The organism is Halomonas maura (assembly GCF_030409305.1).
In the GTDB taxonomy this organism is placed as follows: Bacteria; Pseudomonadota; Gammaproteobacteria; order Pseudomonadales; family Halomonadaceae; genus Halomonas; species Halomonas maura.
In genome coordinates this window covers 24,764-45,300 of the sequence record NZ_JAUFPQ010000026.1, presented here as the reverse complement: position 1 = coordinate 45,300, position 20,537 = coordinate 24,764, and the positions used below count along the sequence as shown (strand labels likewise).

General features: G+C 70.8%; 15 protein-coding genes. 13 read left to right on the top strand and 2 right to left on the bottom strand.

The window, feature by feature from the left end:
- Positions 1-6: 6 nt before the first annotated feature.
- Entirely contained in the window at positions 7-1,290 is a 1,284-nt protein-coding gene (locus QWY76_RS17535) for an ABC transporter substrate-binding protein (RefSeq protein WP_290312696.1), read from the bottom strand.
- Between the two features lie 461 nt (positions 1,291-1,751).
- Here QWY76_RS17535 and QWY76_RS17530 point away from each other — a divergent pair, with 461 nt between their 5' ends.
- From QWY76_RS17530 to QWY76_RS17470, 13 genes are all read left to right on the top strand, one after another.
- Entirely contained in the window at positions 1,752-3,263 is a 1,512-nt protein-coding gene (locus QWY76_RS17530) for a carbohydrate porin (protein ID WP_290312695.1), read from the top strand.
- 253 nt (positions 3,264-3,516) lie between these two features.
- Positions 3,517-3,588, top strand: a complete 72-nt coding sequence (gene pqqA, locus QWY76_RS17525) for a pyrroloquinoline quinone precursor peptide PqqA (protein WP_290312782.1) — start codon at positions 3,517-3,519, stop codon at positions 3,586-3,588.
- A gap of 82 nt (positions 3,589-3,670) precedes the next feature.
- The gene (pqqB, locus tag QWY76_RS17520; RefSeq protein ID WP_290312694.1) at positions 3,671-4,600 is read left to right on the top strand and encodes a pyrroloquinoline quinone biosynthesis protein PqqB; all 930 of its coding nucleotides are present in this window, start codon (positions 3,671-3,673) and stop codon (positions 4,598-4,600) included.
- A gap of 23 nt (positions 4,601-4,623) precedes the next feature.
- Positions 4,624-5,397, top strand: coding sequence for a pyrroloquinoline-quinone synthase PqqC (pqqC, locus tag QWY76_RS17515; RefSeq protein ID WP_290312693.1), 774 nt, complete (start codon positions 4,624-4,626; stop codon positions 5,395-5,397).
- Positions 5,394-5,672 carry a pyrroloquinoline quinone biosynthesis peptide chaperone PqqD gene (gene pqqD, locus QWY76_RS17510; protein ID WP_290312692.1) on the top strand — a complete coding sequence of 93 codons (279 nt, stop codon included), beginning with the start codon at positions 5,394-5,396 and terminating at the stop codon, positions 5,670-5,672. The genes pqqC and pqqD overlap by 4 nt, the downstream gene beginning before the upstream one ends.
- Positions 5,672-6,814: a pyrroloquinoline quinone biosynthesis protein PqqE gene (gene pqqE / locus QWY76_RS17505; protein ID WP_290312691.1), complete on the top strand. Its 1,143-nt coding sequence runs from the start codon at positions 5,672-5,674 to the stop codon at positions 6,812-6,814. The genes pqqD and pqqE overlap by 1 nt, the downstream gene beginning before the upstream one ends.
- The gene (locus QWY76_RS17500) at positions 6,811-8,661 is read left to right on the top strand and encodes a S9 family peptidase (protein WP_290312690.1); all 1,851 of its coding nucleotides are present in this window, start codon (positions 6,811-6,813) and stop codon (positions 8,659-8,661) included. Before pqqE ends, QWY76_RS17500 begins: the two co-directional genes overlap by 4 nt.
- 75 nt (positions 8,662-8,736) lie before the next feature.
- Complete coding sequence (gene ercA, locus QWY76_RS17495; RefSeq protein ID WP_290312689.1) at positions 8,737-9,900, top strand: alcohol dehydrogenase-like regulatory protein ErcA; 1,164 nt, start codon at positions 8,737-8,739, stop codon at positions 9,898-9,900.
- Positions 9,901-9,906: 6 nt separating this feature from the next.
- Complete coding sequence (locus QWY76_RS17490) at positions 9,907-11,646, top strand: PAS domain-containing hybrid sensor histidine kinase/response regulator (protein WP_290312688.1); 1,740 nt, start codon at positions 9,907-9,909, stop codon at positions 11,644-11,646.
- The gene (locus QWY76_RS17485; protein ID WP_290312686.1) at positions 11,630-14,050 is read left to right on the top strand and encodes an insulinase family protein; all 2,421 of its coding nucleotides are present in this window, start codon (positions 11,630-11,632) and stop codon (positions 14,048-14,050) included. Before QWY76_RS17490 ends, QWY76_RS17485 begins: the two co-directional genes overlap by 17 nt.
- Before the next feature lie 449 nt (positions 14,051-14,499).
- Positions 14,500-15,816, top strand: a complete 1,317-nt coding sequence (locus QWY76_RS17480) for a sigma-54-dependent Fis family transcriptional regulator (RefSeq protein ID WP_290312684.1) — start codon at positions 14,500-14,502, stop codon at positions 15,814-15,816.
- Positions 15,817-15,947: 131 nt separating this feature from the next.
- A complete protein-coding gene (gene nosP, locus QWY76_RS17475; RefSeq protein ID WP_290312683.1) occupies positions 15,948-17,138 on the top strand; it encodes a nitric oxide-sensing protein NosP in 1,191 nt (396 codons plus the stop codon).
- The gene (locus tag QWY76_RS17470; RefSeq protein WP_290312681.1) at positions 17,119-19,689 is read left to right on the top strand and encodes a hybrid sensor histidine kinase/response regulator; all 2,571 of its coding nucleotides are present in this window, start codon (positions 17,119-17,121) and stop codon (positions 19,687-19,689) included. The genes nosP and QWY76_RS17470 overlap by 20 nt, the downstream gene beginning before the upstream one ends.
- A gap of 35 nt (positions 19,690-19,724) precedes the next feature.
- On the opposite strand, the gene QWY76_RS17465 is transcribed toward QWY76_RS17470, so the two are convergent.
- Positions 19,725-20,387 (bottom strand): response regulator, encoded by a 663-nt coding sequence (locus QWY76_RS17465; RefSeq protein ID WP_290312780.1) that lies wholly within the window; start codon positions 20,385-20,387, stop codon positions 19,725-19,727.
- Positions 20,388-20,537: the final 150 nt, after the last annotated feature.

The window sequence follows — 20,537 nt, the reverse complement described above, 5'->3', positions numbered from 1 at the left end:
CCTGGGTTACCAACGACGACGCTTGATGCGGGACAGCTCGCTGTCCAGCTGAGACACGGCCTCGGCACCGCTCTGGTTGCCTGACAGCACGTCATGCACGGCGTTGAAGAAGCCGTTGCTGACCCGGCCGTAGTGGTTGCCGGTGGGGGCGGAGGGGCGGGCCACGGCATTGGTGAAGGTGTCATAGAGGGTGCCGAAGAAGGGCACCGCCTCGAGGACCTCTTCATCCTGGTAGAGCGAGGTGAGGGTGGGGTTGTAGGCGCCCTCGATGGCGCGGCGCTTCTGCTCGGCCTCGGAGGTCAGGAAGGCCACCAGGTCGGCGGCGGCTTCACGATTCTCGGTATACTTGGAGACCGCCAGGTTCCAGCCGCCCAGCGTCGCCGCGCTGTCGCCGTCGGGCCCGTGGGGCAGCTTGACCACGCCGACCTTGCCGGCCACGTCGCTGTCTTCGCTCTGGGCCAGCGACCAGGCATAGGGCCAGTTGCGCATGAACACCGCATTGCCGGACTGGAAGATGCCGCGCGCCTCTTCCTCGGTGTAGTTGAGCACGCCGGCAGGCGAGATCTCGCCGGGCCAGCTGGCGGCCAGGTCCAGCGCCGCGGCGGCCTTGTCGTTGTCGATGGTGATCTCGCCCTCGGCATCGACGAGGGTACCGCCGCCGTGACTCGCCACCCATTCCAGGGCGTTGCAGGTCAGGCCCTCGTAGGCGCGGCCCTGGAACACGTAGCCCCACATCCTGTCGTTGCCGGCCTCGCGTTCCGCGGCCTGGATCTCGGTGGCGATGTCGGTGAGCTCGGTCCAGGTCTCGGGGGCCTCGAAGCCGTGCTTCTCGAGCAGGTCCTTGCGGTAGTAGAGTACGCCGGCGTCGGTGAACCAGGGCATCGCCACCAGCCGGTCGTCGACGGTGTTGTTGGCGACGATGGTCTCGAAATGGCCCTCGGCGGCGTCCTCGCCGAGCGTCTCGTTGAGATCGAGCAGGTGGTTGGCCAGCAGCCCCGGCCACACCACGTCGATCTGCATCACGTCGATGTCGCTGGACTGGGCGGAGAGGATCTGCTGGTAGAGCGACAGGCGCTCGGTGGAGGAGTTGGGGGTGGAGACGATATCCACCTGGTGGCCGGTCTTCTCCTCCCACGCCGCGACGCCCTGCTGGCAGAGGGTCAGTTCGGCGCCCACCGCGCCGCAGGAGATGGTCAGCTCGGCGGCCAGGGCCGGGCCGACGGCGCTCGCGGCTCCGGCCAGGGAGAGCGCGGAGGCGATCAGGGTCTTCTGAAATGACTTCTTGTGCATGGGTTTCCTCGTCGCTTGTTGTTGTCCGGGACCGGGTGTGAGTCGTCGACACCCTTGCCGTCGCTCATGGCGGGCGGGCCTTAAGGCCTCTTAAACGATTAAGATGAGCTTGCCGCTCAGTTAAGCGGTGGTGACGACGGACTGCAACCTAGACTTTCGTCACAGACATCGTGAGGACAATGAGCGCGTGAATCACTCGCCGGCCAATTTTTAAGTAATGTTACTTATATTCGAGAGGTTCCGGGCACTTCGTTAGACATAGGTCGTAAAACAACCATTTTTTTTTGTCCCTTGATGCTTAATCGATTAAGTTTCAGGGCGTGTTGCATGCCCCCGTGCCCCGGTCGACCGCTCCCGCGGCAAGGGCCCCGCAGGCAGGACGGCGAGACGCCTCATCCCTGGCGCATGGACACGATGTTCGACATGACCTCCCGTGACAACAACAAAGGGCGATACTCACCATGACCTTCCCCGCTTCCTGCAAGATCAAGTCACCGCTCGCCATCGCCATCGCCGCCGCCGGTCTGGGGGCCAGCGGCCTGGCCAGTGCCCAGGGCCAGGGTGACCTCGAGGCGCGCCTCGCCGAGCTGGAGCAGCGCATCGTCGCCGCCGAGCGGCGCGCCGACGCCGCCGAGCAGCGCGCCGACCTGGCCGAACGGCAGGCCGAGGATCGCCTGTCGGAAGACGAGATCGAGGCTCGTCTGGCCAGGGTCGAGGAGAAGGCCGACAGCGACGAAGGCTTCACCTTCGGTGCCTATGCGCGCTCGGGCTTGCTGATCGGCGAGGACGGCAAGAGCACCGAAGGCGGCCCCTATGTCACTCCTGCCGGAGGCCTCGGCGGTGCCGTGGGCCGCCTGGGTAATGAGCCGGATACCTATGCCGAGGCCAAGCTGAACTACCGTCAGCGCTTCGATAATGGCGCCGTCGCCGACTACCACTTGATGTTCGCCGACGGCACCACCACCAGCAATGACTGGAACAACGAATCCAACATCAACGTGCGCAATGTCTATGCCGAGTTCAGCGAGCTGCCGAGCTTCACCGGGGCCTTCGAGGATGCCTCGATCTGGGCCGGCAAGCGTTTCGATCGCGACAACTTCGATATCCACTGGCTGGATACCGATGTCGTGTTCCTGGCCGGCACCGGCGGCGGTATCTACGATGTTCAGCTCGCCGACAGCTGGAAGGCCAATTTCTCGCTCTATGGACGCAGCTTCACCGACTTTCCCGTCATCGAGGAAGCCGATCCGAACGAGACTGACACCGATAGCTTCATCTACACGGTCAACAATTATTTCGGCAACTGGCAATGGATGGTCAACGGCATGACCGCCGCCGACAATGACATGCGCTTGCTCGAGAGCGGCGACACGGCCGCCGACGACGGCTTCCATACCATGGTGGCCTACCATGGCGACAGCTTCTTCGGACTCAGCGAGGGCAACTACAAGGCGGCGGTGCTGCACGGCCAGGGCCTGGGCGCCGAGGTCAAGGGACTGGGATCCAATGGCGACCTGACCGAGGACGCCACCTCCACCCGAGTGGCGCTCTACGGCACCACCTACCTGGCACCCAAGTGGCGCATCGCGCCGGCCCTGATGGCCGAGACCAGCGAGGATCGTTTCGCCGAGGGCGACGAGTACCGGTGGGCCACGGTCAACGCGCGCCTGGCCAACGAGCTCACCGACAACTTCGAGATGCAGTATGAGGCCAGCTACCAGTACCTCGATTTCGATCCTGCCGGGTTCAAGGGGCGCAATGCTGCCGAGGGGGGATACACCAGGTTCACCATCGCGCCGACCTTCAAGCCCGATGTGGGCGGCTTCTGGGCGCGCCCGGAGATTCGCGTCTTCGCCAGCTTCAGCGACTGGGACGAGGAGCTCAACGACTTCAGCGATGACGATGCCTTCGGCAGTGAGGGCTTCGCCGGCAGCCAGTGGGCCTTCGGCGTGCAGAGCGAAGTCTGGTTCTGACGTCCCGGCCCTGATGGCCTGACCCTTGCTGTTCCGATCCTTGCCCGTGGCTCAGATGCCACGGGCTTTTTGTTGGTGCCCCGTCTCCCTGCCGGCAGCGGAGCGGGTCGGATTGCGCCGTCGGCCGCCCTCCGGCGGGGGTCCAAATGCCCCCTCTGGCTCCTTCCAAAGTAGCGAAGGGGCGGGCCGGCCCCTGTGCTTCACTGTGGGTGGCAGATGCCGATGCCACCATGTCTTGCAGAGGAGCACCATCATGTGGACCAAACCGCGTTACACCGACCTGCGTCTGGGCTTTGAGGTCACCCTGTATATCGCCAACCGCTGAGTGATGGGCCGCCCGGTGTCCCGGATTCCGGGGACCGGGCGAGCCACCGCTCTCACCTAGCCGAGATCGGGAGGGTACCCGCATGCAGATCATCGTCCTGGGCGCGGGGGCCGGTGGGGGCTTCCCGCAGTGGAACTGCAACTGTCCCCACTGCCGTGCCGTGCGACGGGGAAGCGGCGAGCTGACGCCGCGCACCCAGTCGTCCATCGCCATCAGTGCCGACGGCGAGCGTTGGCTGCTGTGCAACGCCTCGCCGGATATCCGCGCCCAGATCGCCGCCACCCCCGAGCTGCAGCCGCGTCACGGCGTGCGGGACAGCGGCATCGCCGAGGTGCTGCTGGTGGATGCCCAGATCGACCATGTCAGCGGGCTGCTGTCGCTGCGCGAGGGCTGTCCGCTGGACGTCTGGTGCACGCCCAGCGTGCACCGCGACCTGAGCACCGGCTTCCCGCTGTTCCCGATGCTCGGCCACTGGCAGGGGGGGCTGCACTGGCGGCCGATCGAGCTCGACGAGGCGCATCCCGAGACGACCTTCCGGGTGCCGAGTTGCCCGGGTCTCGTCTTCACCGCGGTGGCCCTGCACAGCAACGCGCCCCCCTATTCGCCGCGCCGCGGCTGGCCCTCCACCGGCGACAACCTGGGACTGTTCATCGAAGACGGCGTCAGCGGCACCTCGCTGTTCTACGCCCCCGGGCTCGGTGAGATGACCCCCGGGGTGCACGACTACCTGGCCCGGGCGGATTGTGTGCTGGTCGACGGCACCCTCTGGCACGACGACGAGCTGCCACGCCTGGGCGTGGGGCGGGCCACCGGCGCCGAGATGGGCCACCTGGCCTTGGCCGGCGAGCATGGCCTGATCCGCGAGCTCGACGCGCTGCCCGCCACCACGCGGCGCATCCTCATCCATATCAACAACACCAACCCGATCCTCGACGCCGCCTCGGCCGAGCGAGCCGTGCTCGACGGCCACGGCATCGAAGTGGCCGTCGATGGCCTGCGTCTGACGCTGTGAACGACACCACCGGGGAGCCTGTCATGACCGCCACCGATCCCACCCCCATCGACACCGCGCCGCTGTCGCCGGCGGCCTTCCGCGAGGCGCTGCTGGCCAAGGGCGACTACTACCACATCCATCATCCCTACCAGGTCGACATGGCCGAGGGCCGTGCCACGGCCGAGCAGATTCGCGGCTGGGTCGCCAACCGCTTCTACTACCAGGTGATGATTCCGCAGAAGGACGCCGCCCTGCTGGCCAACTGCCCGGACGCCGCGACCCGCCGGCGCTGGATCCAGCGCCTGCTCGACCACGACGGCCACGGCGACGACGCCGGCGGCATCGAGGCCTGGCTGGCGCTGGGCGAGGCGGTGGGGCTGACCCGCGACGCGCTGTGGTCCCAGGAGCACGTGCTGCCCGGGGTCCGCTTCGCCGTCGATGCCTACGTGAACTTCGTGCGCCGGGCCTGCTGGGAGGAGGCGGCGATCTCCTCGCTCACCGAGCTGTTCGCCCCGCGCGCGCACCAGAGTCGCCTGGACACCTGGCCGGGCCACTACCCCTGGATCGATGCCGCGGGCTATGCCTATTTCCGCAAGCGTCTGGGCGAGGCGCGCCGCGACGTCGAGCACGGCCTGGAGGTGGCGATGACGGTCTGCACCACCGCCGAGACCCAGCGCCGCGCCCTGGACATCCTGCAGTTCAAGCTCGACGTGCTGTGGAGCATGCTCGACGCCATGACCCTGGCCTACCAGCTCGACCGCGCGCCCTATCACACCGTCACCACGCAGCGCGTCTACCACCGGGGGCTGTCATGAACGCTGCCCGCGTGTTTCGCCTGCGCCCCGGCTGGCGGCTGCAGTGGGAGCCGGCCCAGGGCCGCCACGTGCTGCTCTATCCCGAGGGCATGGTGCAGCTCAACGACAGCGCCGGAGCGGTGCTCGGCCTGGTCGACGGCCGCCGCGACCTGGCGGCGATCCTCTCCGCGCTGGGCGAGCGCTTTCCCGAGGCCGAGACACTGGCCGACGACGTCCACGAGTTCCTCGCCGAGGCCCTGGCCCAGGGCTGGATCCGCGACACGGAGGCGACATGATGGCCCCTGATACTGAGCATGACGTGACCCCCGGGCCGCCGCTGTGGCTGCTCGCCGAGCTGACCTATCGCTGCCCGCTGCAGTGCCCGTACTGCTCCAACCCGCTGGACTTCGCCGCCCACCGCGACGAGCTGACCACCGACGAATGGCGCGACGTGCTGCGCCAGTCCCGCGCCCTGGGCGCCGCCCAGCTCGGTTTCTCCGGTGGCGAGCCGCTGGTGCGCGACGACCTGGAGGCGCTGGTGGCCGAGGCCCGCGAGCTCGGCTTCTACACCAACCTGATCACCTCGGGGCTGGGGCTCGACAGCGCGCGCATCACGGCCCTCCAGGCGGCCGGCCTCGACCACATCCAGATCAGCCTGCAGGCCGCCGACGACGACCTGGCCGCCGCGGTGGCCGGCGCGCCCCGGGCGCATGCGAAGAAGCTGGCCATGGCTCGGGCGGTCAAGGCCGCCGGCTACCCGATGGTGCTCAACGTGGTGCTGCATCGCCACAATATCGATGACATCGACCGGCTGATCGCGCTGTGCGACGAGCTCGGCGCCGATGCCGTGGAGCTGGCCACCTGCCAGCACTACGGCTGGGCGCAGCTCAATCGCGCCGGGCTGTTGCCCAGCCGCGCCCAGGTCGAGGCCGCCGAGGCCGCCACCGGGCGCTGGCGCGAGCGCCTGGCGGCGCGCGGCCGCGACATGCGCCTGCTGTTCGTGGTGCCCGACTACTACGCCGAGCGGCCCAAGGCCTGCATGGGCGGCTGGGGATCGCTGTTCATGACCGTCGCCCCGGACGGCGCGGTGCTGCCCTGTCACAGCGCTCGGGAACTGCCGATGGCCTTCCCCACGGTGCGCGAGCAGTCGCTGGCGGCGATCTGGCAAGAGAGTGCCGCCTTCAACCGCTTCCGCGGCGATGCCTGGATGTCCCCGACGTGCCGCGACTGCGACGAGCGCCACCACGACTACGGCGGCTGCCGCTGCCAGGCCTACCTGCTCACCGGCGACCCGGCGGCCACCGACCCGGTGTGCGCGCGGTCGCCGGATCACGGCGTGATCGAGGCCGCCCGCGACGAGGCCGCGCGCGACGGCCGTGGCCTCGACGGCCTGGTGGCGCGCAACGTTCGCGCGTCGCGGGTGTTCTGCCGCCAATGAGCGCGGCGGATGCGCTGCATGCCGCGGCCCGCCCGGCCGACGGCTTCGGCGAGCTGCGCCTGGGCCCGGCCGGGGTGACCTGGCTGGCCCGCGACGCCGACAGCGGCCGGTGGGCCCTGTGGGGCTGGCGCGAGGCGCATGGCCGCGCCCGTCGCCTGACGCCGCCCTCGCTGGATATCGCCAGCCGCGTCAACGGCTATGGCGGCGGGGCGCAGGTGCCGCTGGGGCCATGGGTGGTGCTGGTCGCCGCAACCGACCAGGCGCTCCTGGCGCTCGAGGTGGGCAGCGGGCGCCTCGTCCCCTGGTGGTCGCGTCCGGGCTGTGCCTACGGCGGCCTGGTCGCCGACCCGGGCCGGCAGCGCGTGCTGGCGGTGGAGGAGCAAGGGGAGGGCCGGCAGGGGGGCCAGCGCCTGGTGGCGCTGGCCCCGGGGCGGCGGCGGGTGCTCGCCGAGGGGGCGGACTTCTACGGCGCGCCGGCGTTGTCCCCCGACGGCCGCCGGCTGGCCTGGGTGGAATGGTCGCTGCCGCATATGCCCTGGCAGCGCGCCCGGCTGTGCATCGCCGCGTTCACCCCGGATGGCGGCGTCGGCACGATACGCTATTGGGATCCCGGCGCGGCGGTGACCCAGCCGACCTTCGCCGCCGACGGCCGGCTGGTGTGCCTGAGCGACCATGCCGGCTGGTGGCAGCCCTGGTCGGTGGACGGCGCGGCGGCGAGGCCGCTGGCCACGGCCGCCGCCGATCACGCCTCGACCCCCTGGCAGCTCGGCGAGTGCCAGCATCTCTGGCACGCCGACGGCGGGGTGGTGATGCGTCTCGAGGCGGGCGCCGCCCGGCTGGCCCGGGTCGACGCCGCGGGCCGCCAGCGCGCGGCGCTGCTGCCCGATGCCACCCGAGTCATCGGCGTGGCCGGCGACGCGCGCTGGGTCTATGCCCTGACCCAGGGGCCCGGCCACGGTGCGCGGCTGGCCCGGGTCCGCCACGACGGCGGCGGGATGCGGGTCCTGGCGACGAGCGGCCCGCGGGTCGAGGCGCCGCTGGCGGCCGAGGCGCTCGCCGCCCCGGTGGGGGAGGATAAGGCGGCGCAGGGCGAGGCGGTGCCGGCCTTCGTCTATGGCGCCGGGGGCGGGCCGCGGCCGCTGATCCTGCGCGTGCACGGCGGACCCACCGCGGCCTGCTACCCGGTCCACGACCCGCTCATCGCCTGGTGGGTCGCCCAGGGCTACGCGGTCGCCGACATCAATCCGCGTGGCAGCGGCAGCTACGGCCGCGCCTTCCGCGAGCGCCTGGCCGGCGGCTGGGGGCGCCTCGACGTGGCCGACGTCGAGGCCCTGGCCGACGCCCTGGTCGCCCGCGGCATCGCCGACCCGGCGCGGTTGTGCATCCGCGGCCAGAGCGCCGGCGGCTTCACGGTGCTCAACGCCCTGGCCAGTTCGTCGCGCTTCGCCGCCGGGGCCAGCCTCTACGGGGTCACCGACGCCGTGCGCCTGGCCGGCCAGACCCACCGCTTCGAGTCGGGCTACCTGGACTGGCTGATCGGCGACGAGGCCGCCAGGCGCGCCGTCAGCCCGCTGCAGCGGGCGGCGGTGCTGCACGGCGCGGTGCTGTTCGCTCAGGGCTGCCGCGACCGGGTGGTGGTGCCCGACCAGACGCTGCGCATGGCCGCGGCGTTGCGCCGTGCCGGACGGACCGCCGAGGTGATGCTGTTCGCCGGCGAGGGCCACGGCATCCGCCACCCGGCCCAGCGCCGACGGATGATCGCCCGCGAGCTGGCCTTCTTTGCCCGGGCGACGCCTGCCCCGCATCACGACGATAGCCGTAGGGAAACCGCCCTGGCACTGGCGTAGTCTACTGCGTGGGGGACACCACCGGGCATGGAGGTGACGCCTTCCTGCCCGCATCATCACCAGGGGGAGCACGCTATGTCCCAGGCCATCACCACGCTGCGCAAGTACGTGGCCCCGGAGATCATCTTCGGCGACGGCTCCCGCCATGCGGTCGCCAACTATGCCCAGACCTTCGGCGCCGACAAGATCCTGCTGGTCTCCGACCCCGGGGTGCTGGCCGCCGGCTGGGTCGCCGAGGTCGAGGCCGACCTGGCCGCCTGTGGCATTCCCTGTCGACGCTTCGTGCAGGTCTCGCCCAATCCGCGTGTCGAGGAGGTGATGGCCGGAGCCGAGACCTACCGCGACCACGGCTGCAACGCCATCGTCGCCATCGGCGGCGGCAGCCCGATGGATTGCGCCAAGGGCATCGGCATCGTGGTCGCCCATGACGGCCACATCCTCGACTTCGAGGGCGTCGATACCATCCGGGTGCCGATTCCGCCGCTGATCTTCATCCCCTCCACCGCGGGGACCTCGGCGGATGTCTCGCAGTTCGCGATCATCTCCGACCCGCAGCGACGCATGAAGTTTTCCATCGTCAGCAAGGCGGTGGTCCCGGACGTGTCGCTGATCGATCCCCAGGTCACCCTGACCATGGATCCCTTCCTCACCGCCTGCACCGGGGTCGACGCCCTGGTGCATGCCATCGAGGCCTTCGTCTCCACCGGCAGCGGCCCGCTCACCGACACCCATGCCCTCGAGGCCATGCGCCTGATCAACGGGCATCTCGTGGCGCTGGTCGCCGACCCCCATAACGGCGAGCTGCGCGGTCAGGTGATGCTGGGCAGCATGCAGGCGGGGCTGGCCTTCTCCAACGCCATCCTGGGGGCGGTGCATGCCATGTCCCACAGCCTCGGCGGCTTCCTCGACCTGCCCCACGGGCTGTGCAACTCGATGCTGCTCGAGCATGTGGTGGCCTACAACTTCGCCTCGGCCCCCGAGCGCTTCCGGCGCGTGGCCGAGACGCTGGGCATCGACTGCCGCGGCCTGTCGCAGGACGACGTCAAGCGGCGGCTGGTGGCCCACCTGGTGGAGCTGAAGCGGGCGGTGGGCCTCTCGGGCACCCTGGGCGGCGCCGGGGTCCACACCAGCGATGTGCCCTTCCTGACCCGGCATGCCATGGAGGACCCCTGCATCCTGACCAACCCTCGCCGCTCCAACGAGCGCGACGTGGCGGTGGTCTACGAGGAGGCACTCTAGCGTTCCATGAAGAAGGCATCCGATCCCGACGGCTATTCGGTCAGCGAACTGCTCGGCCTGGGCAGTCATTCGGCGCGCAAGAGCTACTACCCCGAACTCAGCGCCCGCATGGCCGATGTCGAGACCGAGCGCAACCGCTACAAGTGGCTGTTCGAGAACGCCCTGCACGGTATCTTCCAGGCCTCGCTGACCGGCGGCCTGCGCGCCGCCAATCCCGCCCTGGCCAGCATGCTGGGGGATGGCTCGGTCGACGCCACCCTGGCGCGCTGCACCACCCTGGCGGCCCTGTTCGTGAATCCAGAGGATGCCGTCGAGATGCAGCGGCGGGTCGTTGCGGAGGGACGCGTCGCCGGCTACACGACCCGATTGCAGGGACGCGATGGCCGCCAGGTGCCGGTGGCCATGACCCTGGTACAGAAACCCTCCGACGATGACGAGCCCCTGGTCGAGGCCTTCGTCGCCGACATCACCGAGCGCGAGCGGGCCCGGGAGCGCCTCCTGCAGCTCAATGCCCGGCTCGAGGGGCGGGTACAGGAGCGTACCCTCGCCCTGGAGCGGGTCAACGCGGAGCTGCGCCAGGAGATCCGCGAGCGCCGGCGCATCGAGGAGGAGCTGCGCCAGGCCCGCGACGCCGCGGAACAGGCCAATCGCAGCAAGGACCGTTACCTGGCGGCCGCCAGCCACGACCTGCTGCAGCCCATGAACGCCGCGCGCCTGCTGGTCACCAGTCTCCTCGAGCGCCCCCTGGCGGACGAGCCCCGTGACCTGGCCGAACGCCTGCAGCTGTCGCTGGAGAGCGCCGAGGAGCTGCTCACCGACCTGCTCGACATCGCCCGGCTGGACCATGATCGCATCCAGCCACAACTCGAGAACTTCTCGCTGCGCGAACTCACCGACTGCCTGGAGGCCGAGTTCTCCTCGCTGGCCCAGGGCAAGGGGCTGCGCTTCCGCCAGCGGGTCGTCGATGCCCGGGTGGTCAGCGACTTTCGCCTGCTGGGCCGCGTGTTGCGCAACTTCCTGTCCAACGCCTGCCGCTACACCAGCCGGGGCGGGGTGTTGCTGGGTAGCCGGCGACGCGGGGACACCCTGTGGCTCGAGGTCTGGGACAGCGGCCCGGGGATTCCCGCCGACCAGCGCCAGAGCATCTTCCGCGAGTTCCACCAGCTCGACGCCCCCCGGGCGCGGGATCGCCGGGGCGTGGGCCTCGGCCTGGCCATCGTCGAGCGGGTCGTGACCAAGCTCGGCCATCCCGTGGAGGTTCGCTCGCGTCCCGGACATGGCTCCTGCTTCGCGGTAGGGGTGCCGCTGGGCGAGTCGTGCCCGTCGCCGGGTGTCGCGCCGCCCGCCGCGCTGCCGGGTCACAGCCTGGTCGACCGGCGCGTGCTGGTGATCGACAACGAACCGAGCATCCTCGCCAGCATGCAGGCGCTGCTGGAGGGCTGGGGCATGCGCTGCCTGCTGGCCCTGGATGCCGAGGAGGCCCGGGAGGCAACCACCATGCCACCGGATATCCTGCTGGTGGATCTGCATCTCGATGCCGGCGTCACCGGCGACGCCCTGGTCACGCAGCTTCGCGACTACTGGGAGCGTCCCGCGCTGCCCGCCGTGATCCTCACCGCCGAGCGCGGCGAGGCATGGCGCCAGCGGCTGGACGAGGCGCACCTGCCGGTCCTCAACAAGCCGCTCAAGCCCGGCAAGCTGCGCGCCCTGCTGGACGCGCTGTTGAGCCATGACCCGCTGGCGTGAGGCGGCCGCCGACGGCTTGCCGCCGGGCAGTCGGGTGGCCGAGGGCCGGCTGGCCGGCGGCCTGGCGGTCTGGCTGGCCGAGGTCCCCGGGGCACAGCGGGTGCGGCTGGCCCTCGGCGTCGGGGCCGGCTATCTGGACGAGCCCGATCGCTACCCCGGGCTCGCCCATCTCCTCGAGCATGCCCTCTTCCTCGGGCCGGGCGATGCCCCATCGTTCGCTGACTGGGTCGCGGCCGAGGGCGGAAGCTACAATGCGCGTACCGATGACCGGGTCACCGACTTCCACCTGACGCTGCCCCCCGAGGCGCTCGCTGCGGGGCTCTCGCGCCTGGTGACGCTGGTCGCCGAGCCGCGCTTCACGGCCGAGGCGGTCGCCCGCGAGGTGGCCGTGATCGACGCCGAGTTCCATGCCCGCCTGGCCGACCCGGCGCTGCACCGCCTGGCGGCACTGTCGCGGCTGTGCCGCCGGGGGCATCCGGCCCGCGGTTGCCATGCCGGCAATGCGGCGACGCTGTCGGCGTCCCCGGCGACCCTGCGGCGGGCACTTCTCGCCTTGCACCGTCGTCACTTCCGGGCCGGGACCATGAGCCTGGCCGTGTTGGCCCCACACTCCCTCGCCGAGCAGCGCGCCCGGGTCGAGACGCTGGTCGCGCGCCTCCCGGGCGGTGGCACACCACGGGCCTCCTCCCCCTGGTGGGGGGCGCCCGCCGGCGTGCGCTGGATCTCGCCGGCCGGCGGTGGCGACCTGGAGCTGACCTGGCCGTTGCACCTCGGGGCGGCCCGCCGCCGGCATGACGCCCTTGGGCGCGTCGCCGCGGCGCTGACCGACGGGCGCCTGGCGGCGAGCCTCGCCGCCAGGCACCGACTGTCGGCGCTCGCCGCGAGTCCCGCGATCGCCGGGGGCGGCGACGGCCTGTCCCTGCGGTTGACCCTCGAGGATGCCGACCCGTCCGAGCGGGATGCCGTGCTCGTCAGCTGTGCCGGGGTGGTGGCCGAGCTGGCTGGCCGCGTCGACACCCTGCCCGCGGCGACGCAGGCGCCGCTCGACCTCGAGACCTGGTCCCGCGAGCGGGTGCGTGCCGCCTGCCGCCACGCCGCCCGTGGGGCGGCAGTGGCCGATGGCCGCCCCCTGTCGAGCTGGCTGGCGCCCCGGCGCTGTCGGTGGCTGGCGGCGGTCGATAGCCTGGCCGCTGGTGAGGCCCGGGTCCCCGTGACCGGCACGCGCTACCGCCGCGAGGGTCCGCTGTCCGCGACACCGGCGGCGCTCCCCCCGGCACCGGCCCCGCCGCCGGAGGCCCCCGCCCCGTCAGCTCCGGCACCGGCCATCGGCGCCTCGCCACGTCGGCTGGTGGCAGCGGACGCGCCGGTCACCTGGTGGGGCGGCGCACCGGCGGGGCTCGCCGCCACGCTGTGCCTGGGCTGGCCCGCCGCCGCCCACCACCGGGCATCACGCTTGGCGGAGTGGCGGCGGCGGACCCTGGCGTTGACCCAGGGCGCGGCGTGGCGCGGCATACGCTGCGAGTTCCAGGCGGATGCCCGGGGTGACTGGGTGGCGCTCGCCGGTGCACCGTCGCAGCTGGAGTGGGTGGCGGGACGCGCCCTGGCGGCCTGGCCCCGCAAGCTCGGAGGGCGGGAGGCGCCTGAGCGGGCGGGCCTGCTCGCCCAGCGGTTACTGGCCCGTCTCGAGCAGACACCGGCCGACGCGGGGGCGCCCCTGGCGGCCTGTGCCTGGGTCGATGGCCTGTCGGCCGAGGAGGCCGGAGCCATGGTGGCGCGCCTGGCCGAGGCGTTGCCGTCGACGTCATCGGCTGTCGGGACACCCCATCCTCCCGACCTGCTTGAGCACTCGTCCGGCAGTGGCCAGGCGGCGGTGATGCTGCAGGTCGAGGGCGACGACGATCCACGCGAGCGTCTCTACCTGCGCCTGCTGGCGCTGTGCCATGATGGTCCCTTCCACGACGAGATGCGCCGGCGGCGCGGCCTCGGCTATGTGGCGGCGGTGCGCTACCGCGAGGCGGCGGGACGCCCGAGGCTGGGCTACGTGGTGCAATCGCCGTACGCCGGCGTTGACCGGCTGCAGGCGGCCGTCGCGGCCTTCCTCGCCGACCAGGGACGGCGCCTGGCAACCCTCGATGGCGCGAGCTTCGAGCGTCGACGCCGGGCCCTGGCGGGGCAGTGCGGCCTGCCGGAGTCCCCCGTCGAGGCCTGGCTGGCCCGCTGGCAGGCGCTGCGCCGGGACGATCCCGCCCCTCCCGGCGAGGCGACCCGCGCCGCATTGGCACGACTCGACGCGGCGGGGCTCGAGACCCGCGCCGAGGCGCTCCTCGACGGCCGCCTGAGCCGGCGCTGGTGGTGGGTCGGGCGGGCGGGTTCGAGTTCGACGGATGACCTGCCGCGTCGGTAACCGCCAGGCGGCGAGGCACGCCGCAGGCGTAGCGGCTCGGTTGAGACGGCCGGAGCGCGATGACCGGCAATGTGATGGCGCTGTTTTGGGTTTTTGATGCTTGGCCGGGGCCGGAGAAGCGGTAAACTCAAGGCTGGCCGTGGAGCCTAGCCTAAGCTTTGTCTGAAACGTCGACGAGCGATGGCCAGACAAGGCAAAAATCGGAGAAAAGACGGAGTTTACGCGGTGTAAATGAGTACTTTTAGCCGATTTTTAACGCCGGATGGGCGAGCGCAGGCAGTTTTCAGACAAAGCGTAGGGCAACAAGGGCCAGCGTAGGTGGGTACCCGACGCAGGCTGGGAGTCCCGCTTATCAGTGGGCAAGGCGGAGCGTCTACGCGACCCGGTGCTCGAGCGGGGTGCTTCTACGGCTGGCACCGATGTGCAGGTCATTGTGAGCGGAGCAGGCCATGGCAATCCAGTTTCCTCCCCCCTTCTCGCCCAGCGGGACGCTGGCCGAGCTGACATTGACGGCCCTACGAGAGCAGAACGCGACCTTCCGCGGCAGCGGCGGGGTCAGCGAGGGCAACCGTTCACAGGGGTTCCGCCCCGCCTTCTATGACATGGACACCGGCCGCGTGCACCCCTCCCGGTTCGCCAGCGGCCTGGAGGCCCCGATGCACGTGCTCGATGGCCTGCCCGATGACCTGGTGGTCTCGCGCCTGGCCAATGGCCGGGTCGAGGCCATCAAGCCGGGGATCGTGGCGGGTTTCGTGCGTCACGGCCAGTTCTTCACCCGCCAGCAGGCGGCCATGGCCACGGCACCGCCCGAGGATTCCGCCGATCGCTTCAGCAATCCCCGGGATCACCACCGCCTGCTGTCGCTATGGGAGCGCTTCGTCGAGGACCGGGTGGTGGCGGCGGACGAGCTCCGCCCTGTCGTCGGGGCCTCCTGGCAGCGCTGTCACGCCTGCCGGGTCAACCCGGAGCGGCGCCATGCGCCGCTGGTGGCCGACGAGGAGGCGCTCGATCGGCATCGGGATCGCCAGGCAGACCTCCGTGAGGCCGCGCAACCGGTCCTGTCGCGGGCCGGTGAGCTGCTGTTCGAGGAGGACAGCCTGGTGCTGCTGGCCGATCCCGAGGGGCTCGTCCTGGAGGTGGCCGGGGACCATCGCGCCCGACGCCAGGCCGAGACGGTCAACCTGATGGCGGGCGGGCTCTGGTCGGAACGCGACGTGGGCACCAACGCCATCGGCACGGCCCTGACCGCCGCCGAGCCGGTACAGCTTTACGGGGCCGAGCACTTCTGCACCGGCATCAAGCCCTATACCTGCTCGGCCGATGTGATCCGTGATCCCCACGATGGCCGGGTGCTGGGGGTGATCGACCTCACGGGCCGCACCCAGAACTACCGGCCCCATGCCCTGGACTTCGCGATGTCGGCCGCCCGGATGATCGAGGCCAACCTGATGGCCAATTACTTCCAGAGCCGTGAACGGGTGATCGAGGCGAGCCGGGCTGCCTTCCGCCGCTGGTCGGGCGAGGGCCTGCTGGCCTTCGATCGTCGCGGGCGGCTGGTCAAGGCCAACACCCCGGCCCATGAGGCCCTGAGACGCCTGGACGCCGACATGGCGCTGACGCCCCAGACCCGCGTGTCGGCCCTGGACCGGGGCGCGTCGGGGGCGCCCCAGGCGCCGCCGGCGTGGCTGGCCAGCCAGGAGCGCCAGCCGCTGGGTGAGCCCGGCCGCGAGGTGGGGACCCTGGTGAGGTTGTCGGCCGGGTCCTGAGGGGCGCCGGATCGATGCGGCTACTACCCAAGTCGCACGCCTGGCGTCGCAGCCGGCACCCAAGTCGCATACCTCGCCGCGGCACTTCTCTCTAGACTGGAGGGGCCGCCCTTGCCGATGAGTGACCCCGCATGGAGATCGACCCGTCACCCTTGTCTCCCGCCGGCGCCCCCCCCGGGGACGCCCCCGTCCTGGTCGCCCAGTCGCTGTCCCGGGAGCCCGACATGGCCGCCCAGGACCTGGCCAGCCGCCTGCTGCATCCCTGCCTCGGCGGGGTGCTGTTCTTCTGTTCCGCGGAATACGATCTCGAGGCCCTGGGGCGCGCCCTGGAGGAGCACTTCGGCGGCGTCTCGCTGTGTGGTTGCACCACCGCCGGCGAGATCGGCGAGGCCGGCTATGGCCGCGGCGGCATCACCGCCATCGGCTTCGATCATCGCTACTTCGCCTTCGCCCATGCGCTGATCGAGGATCTCGACGGCGTCTCGTTGCTCGCGGCCCAGCGCCTGAGCGATCGGCTGCTCGACCGCTGTCGTCAGGCGGGCATCGCCCCGATCAAGGGCCATACCTTCGCCCTGACCCTGCTCGACGGCCTTTCGGCCAGCGAGGAGCGGGTGCTGGCGACCCTCAATGCCGCCCTCGGCAGTATTCCCCATTTCGGCGGCAGCGCCGGCGACGACAATCGCCTCGCCGGCACCCATGTCTACGGCGAGGGCCGCTTTCGCAGCGGAGCGGCGGTGGTGGTGATGGTCAACAGCGTGCTCGACTTCGAGGTGTTCACCACCCATCACCTGCGGCCGCTCGCCGACAAGCTGGTGGTGACCGCCGCCGACCCTGAGCAACGTCGGGTGATCGAGCTCAACGCCGAACCCGCCGCCGAGGAGTACGCCCGGCTGGTGGGCTGTGCGGTGGAGGCACTCGGCGAGGAGGTCTTCGCCCGCCATCCGCTGGCCGTGCGCCTGCACGACCAGACCTACGTGCGCTCCATCCAGCGGGTCAACGACGATCTCAGCCTGAGCTTCTACTGTGCGGTGGAGAACGGCATCGTGCTCACCGCCATGGCCGCCGCGCCGCTGCTCGACGACCTCCAGCGCGTGCTCGACGATATCGTCGCGCGCCTGGGACCACCGCTGCTGGTCATCGGCTGCGACTGCTTCCTGCGCCGCCTGGAGATCGACCTGGACGGGCTCGGCGAGGCCGCCTCCCGGCTGCTGAGCCGCTATCACGTGGTGGGCTTCAATACCTACGGAGAGCAATGCAATGGCCTGCACCTCAACCAGACCTTCACCGGGGTCGCCATCGGTCATGGACGCCGCGGATCCTGAGCGCGGCGACCGCGAGCGGGCCCTGGAGCGCGAGGTCGCCAAGCTCAAGCGCATCAACGCGGCCCTGATCGAGCGCGTCGAGGCGAGCAACCTGCCGCGCAGTGCCCCCTATGCGGCCTTCGAGCATGCCGCCCTGCTGGCCGAGCAGGTGCGCGAGCGGACCCAGGAGCTCAACCAGGCCATGCACGAGCTGCGGGCCAGCAACCGCTTGCTGGTCGAGGCCCGGGAACGCGCCGAGACCGCCGGACAGCACCTGGTCGACGCCATCGAGAGCATCACCGACGCCTTCGTGCTGTTCGACGCCGACCAGCGCATCCAGCGCTTCAACAGCCGCTTCGCCGAGTTCTGGCGACCGGCGGGGATCCGCATCGCGAGCGGCATGCACATGGAGGAACTGCGCCGCCTGGCGGTGAACTCGGGACTGGTGCTCAGCGAGCAGCTCGGCCATGGCGACCGACGTACCCTCTATCGTCTCCACGACGATCGCTGGGTCCAGGTGCACCAGCGGCCCACCCGGGGTGGCGGTCGGGTGATGCTCTACGTCGACATCACCGCGCTCAAGCGCCAGGAGCATGCCCGCCGCGAGCATGCCCTGGCCCAGAAGAGTCGCCTGCAGCAGATCACCCTGGACAGCCTGTCCCAGGGCGTGGCGGTGATCGGTGCCGGAGGCCAGCTGGAGATGTGCAACCAGCGCTTCCGGACCCTGACCGGGCTCACCGCCCTCGAGGTGCCCCACGCCCTGGCGACCCTGGCCGGGGACAGCGCGCTGATCGTCGCCGGCGACGCCCGTGGCGTGACCGTGCCCTGCGAGCGGCAGCTGCCCGACGGCCGGGTGGTCGAGGTGCGTGGCCATGCCATGCCCGGCGGCGGCCAGGTGTTGACCTACACCGATGTCACCGAGCGCATCCACCACGCCGAGACGCTGCGCGAGCGCGAGCGCTGGATCCGCACCATCACCGACGAACTGCCGGCGATGATCGCCTACCTCGACCGCGACCTGCGCTACGTCTTCACCAATCGGGTCTACGAGGAGTGGTACGGCTGGCCGCGGGACCTGCTGCTCGGCGGCGAGCTCAGCGCGCTGCACAGCGCCGAGCATTGCGCGCGACTGGCCCCTTTCCTGGACCGGGCGCTGTCCGGGGAGAGCGTGTCCTTCGAGTTCCCCGAGCACGGGGCCAATGGCCAGGAACGGGTCCTGCTGCGGGCCTATGTGCCCCACGTCGGCGAGCACGGCGAGGTGCTCGGGCTCTTCGTGCTGATCCGCGACATCACCGAGCGGCGGCGGACCGCCGAGGCACTGCACCAGGCCTACCAGAACCTCGAGCAGCGCGTGCGCGAGCGCACCACCGAGCTGACCCGGGTGAATAGCCAGCTGCGCGGCGAGATCGCCGAGCGCGCCGCGGTCGAGCAGCGCCTGCGCGAGGCCAAGGCCGAGGCCGAGACGGCCAACCTCTCGAAGACCAAGTTCCTGGCGGCGGTCAGCCACGACCTGCTGCAGCCCCTCAATGCCGCGCGCCTGTTCACGGGCGCCCTCGGCGAGCACGAGGTGACACCGGATGGCCAGGCGCTGATCGAGCAGATCGGCCGCTCGCTGAAGGACGTCGAGACGTTGCTCGGCACCCTGGTCGACATCTCCAAGCTCGACGCCGGGGTGGTGACCCCGGACGTCGCCGCCTTCCCGGTGGCCGAGCTTCTCGACGGCCTGGCCCGGGAGTATCGTCAGGTGGCCGCCAGCGAGGGTCTGACGCTGCACTACGTGCCTTGCGACGGCGTGGTCCAAAGCGACATCCAGCTGCTCTCCCGGGTGGTGCGCAACTTCCTGACCAACGCCGTCCGCTACACGGAGCGGGGGCGCATCCTGCTCGGTTGCCGACATCGCCCCGACGGCCTGGAGATCCAGGTGGTCGACACCGGCATGGGCATCGAGGAGGCCGAACTGGGGGTGATCTTCCAGGAGTTCCGCCGCTCCCACGCCGTCGGCAAGCGCCAGGACCGGGGCCTGGGGCTGGGCCTGGCCATCGCCGACAAGATCGCCCGCATGCTCGACCATCCGCTGGGTGTGGCCTCGGTCGCCGGCCGTGGCTCGCGGTTCAGTATCCTGCTGCCCTACGGCCAGGCAGCTCCGCACAGTCCCCTGGCGCCGGCGCCAAGCCCGGGCGGCCACCTGGCCCTGCAGGGCCGGCGCGTCTGGGTGGTCGACAACGACGCCGACATCTGCGAGGCGATGCGCCTGTTGCTGGGTCGCTGGGGGTGCCGGGTGTGGGTCGCCGAGAGCGAGGCGGCGCTGGCCGCCCAGCTCGACCCGGCCACCGCCCCGGCGGACGTGCTGGTCGTCGACTACCACCTGGACGAGGGGGACACCGGCGTGGCGCTGGCCGAACGGCTCAACGCCGCGCGCCGGGACCCGCTGCCGGTGGTGGTGATCACCGCCAACCATAGCCACGAACTCCGCCAGCTGCTGCGCGAACGGGGCCACGGCCTGCTGCACAAGCCGGTGAAGCCGCTCAAGCTGCGCATGGTGCTGGCACGCCTGCTGGCCGAGACGGGGTGAGGGGCCGGCACGCCTCGGCGAGGGGCGCCGGAGACTCAGCGCTTGAGGTAGGCGCTGAAGTCGATGTCGCCGGCCGAGAGGATCGCCTGCACCCGGTTGTGCACCCCGAGCTTGCGCAGGATCGCCGAGACATGGGCCTTGACCGTGGTCTCGGCGATGTTCAGGTTGTAGGCGATCATCTTGTTGGATTCGCCGCGGGTCATGCGCTCGAGCACCTGCAGCTGCTTGCGGGTCAGGGTCTCGAGCTGCTGCGGGGTGATGCCGGGCTCGGCGCCGCGCGTCGTCGACGGGCTGCCGGTGGCCCGCATGATGTCCGAGGGCAGGTAGATGTTGCCATCGAGGACCTGGGCGATCGCCTTGGTCATCTGCTCGCGGGGCGACGACTTGGTGATGAAGCCCACCGCGCCATAGGTCACGGCCTGCAGGATGACCTGCTTGTCCTCCTCGGCGGAGATGATCACCACCGGGATGGTCGGCGCCTCGTTGCGCAGCTGGATCAGCCCTCCCAGGCCATGCATGCCGGGCATGTTGAGGTCGAGCAGGATCAGGTCCAGGTCATCGTGCTCGGCGGTCATCGCCAGGGTGGCGTCGAGGTCCTGGGTCTCGAGCACCTCGGCCTCGTCGAAGCCGTCGCGGATGACCCGGCCGATGGCCTCGCGGAACAGCGGGTGATCGTCGGCGATCAGTAGCTTGTACATGGCTATGGCCTTGTCGTTGTCGTCGATGGGCATCGCCATCGTGTCCATAGGGAGCCTCCCATCGCCAGCGATCGGCCTGGCCGCTGTCGGCGCTGGCCCAGCGCGGGGCGAGGGGCAGCTGCCTGCCACGCGGCTCCTCTCCCCATGATG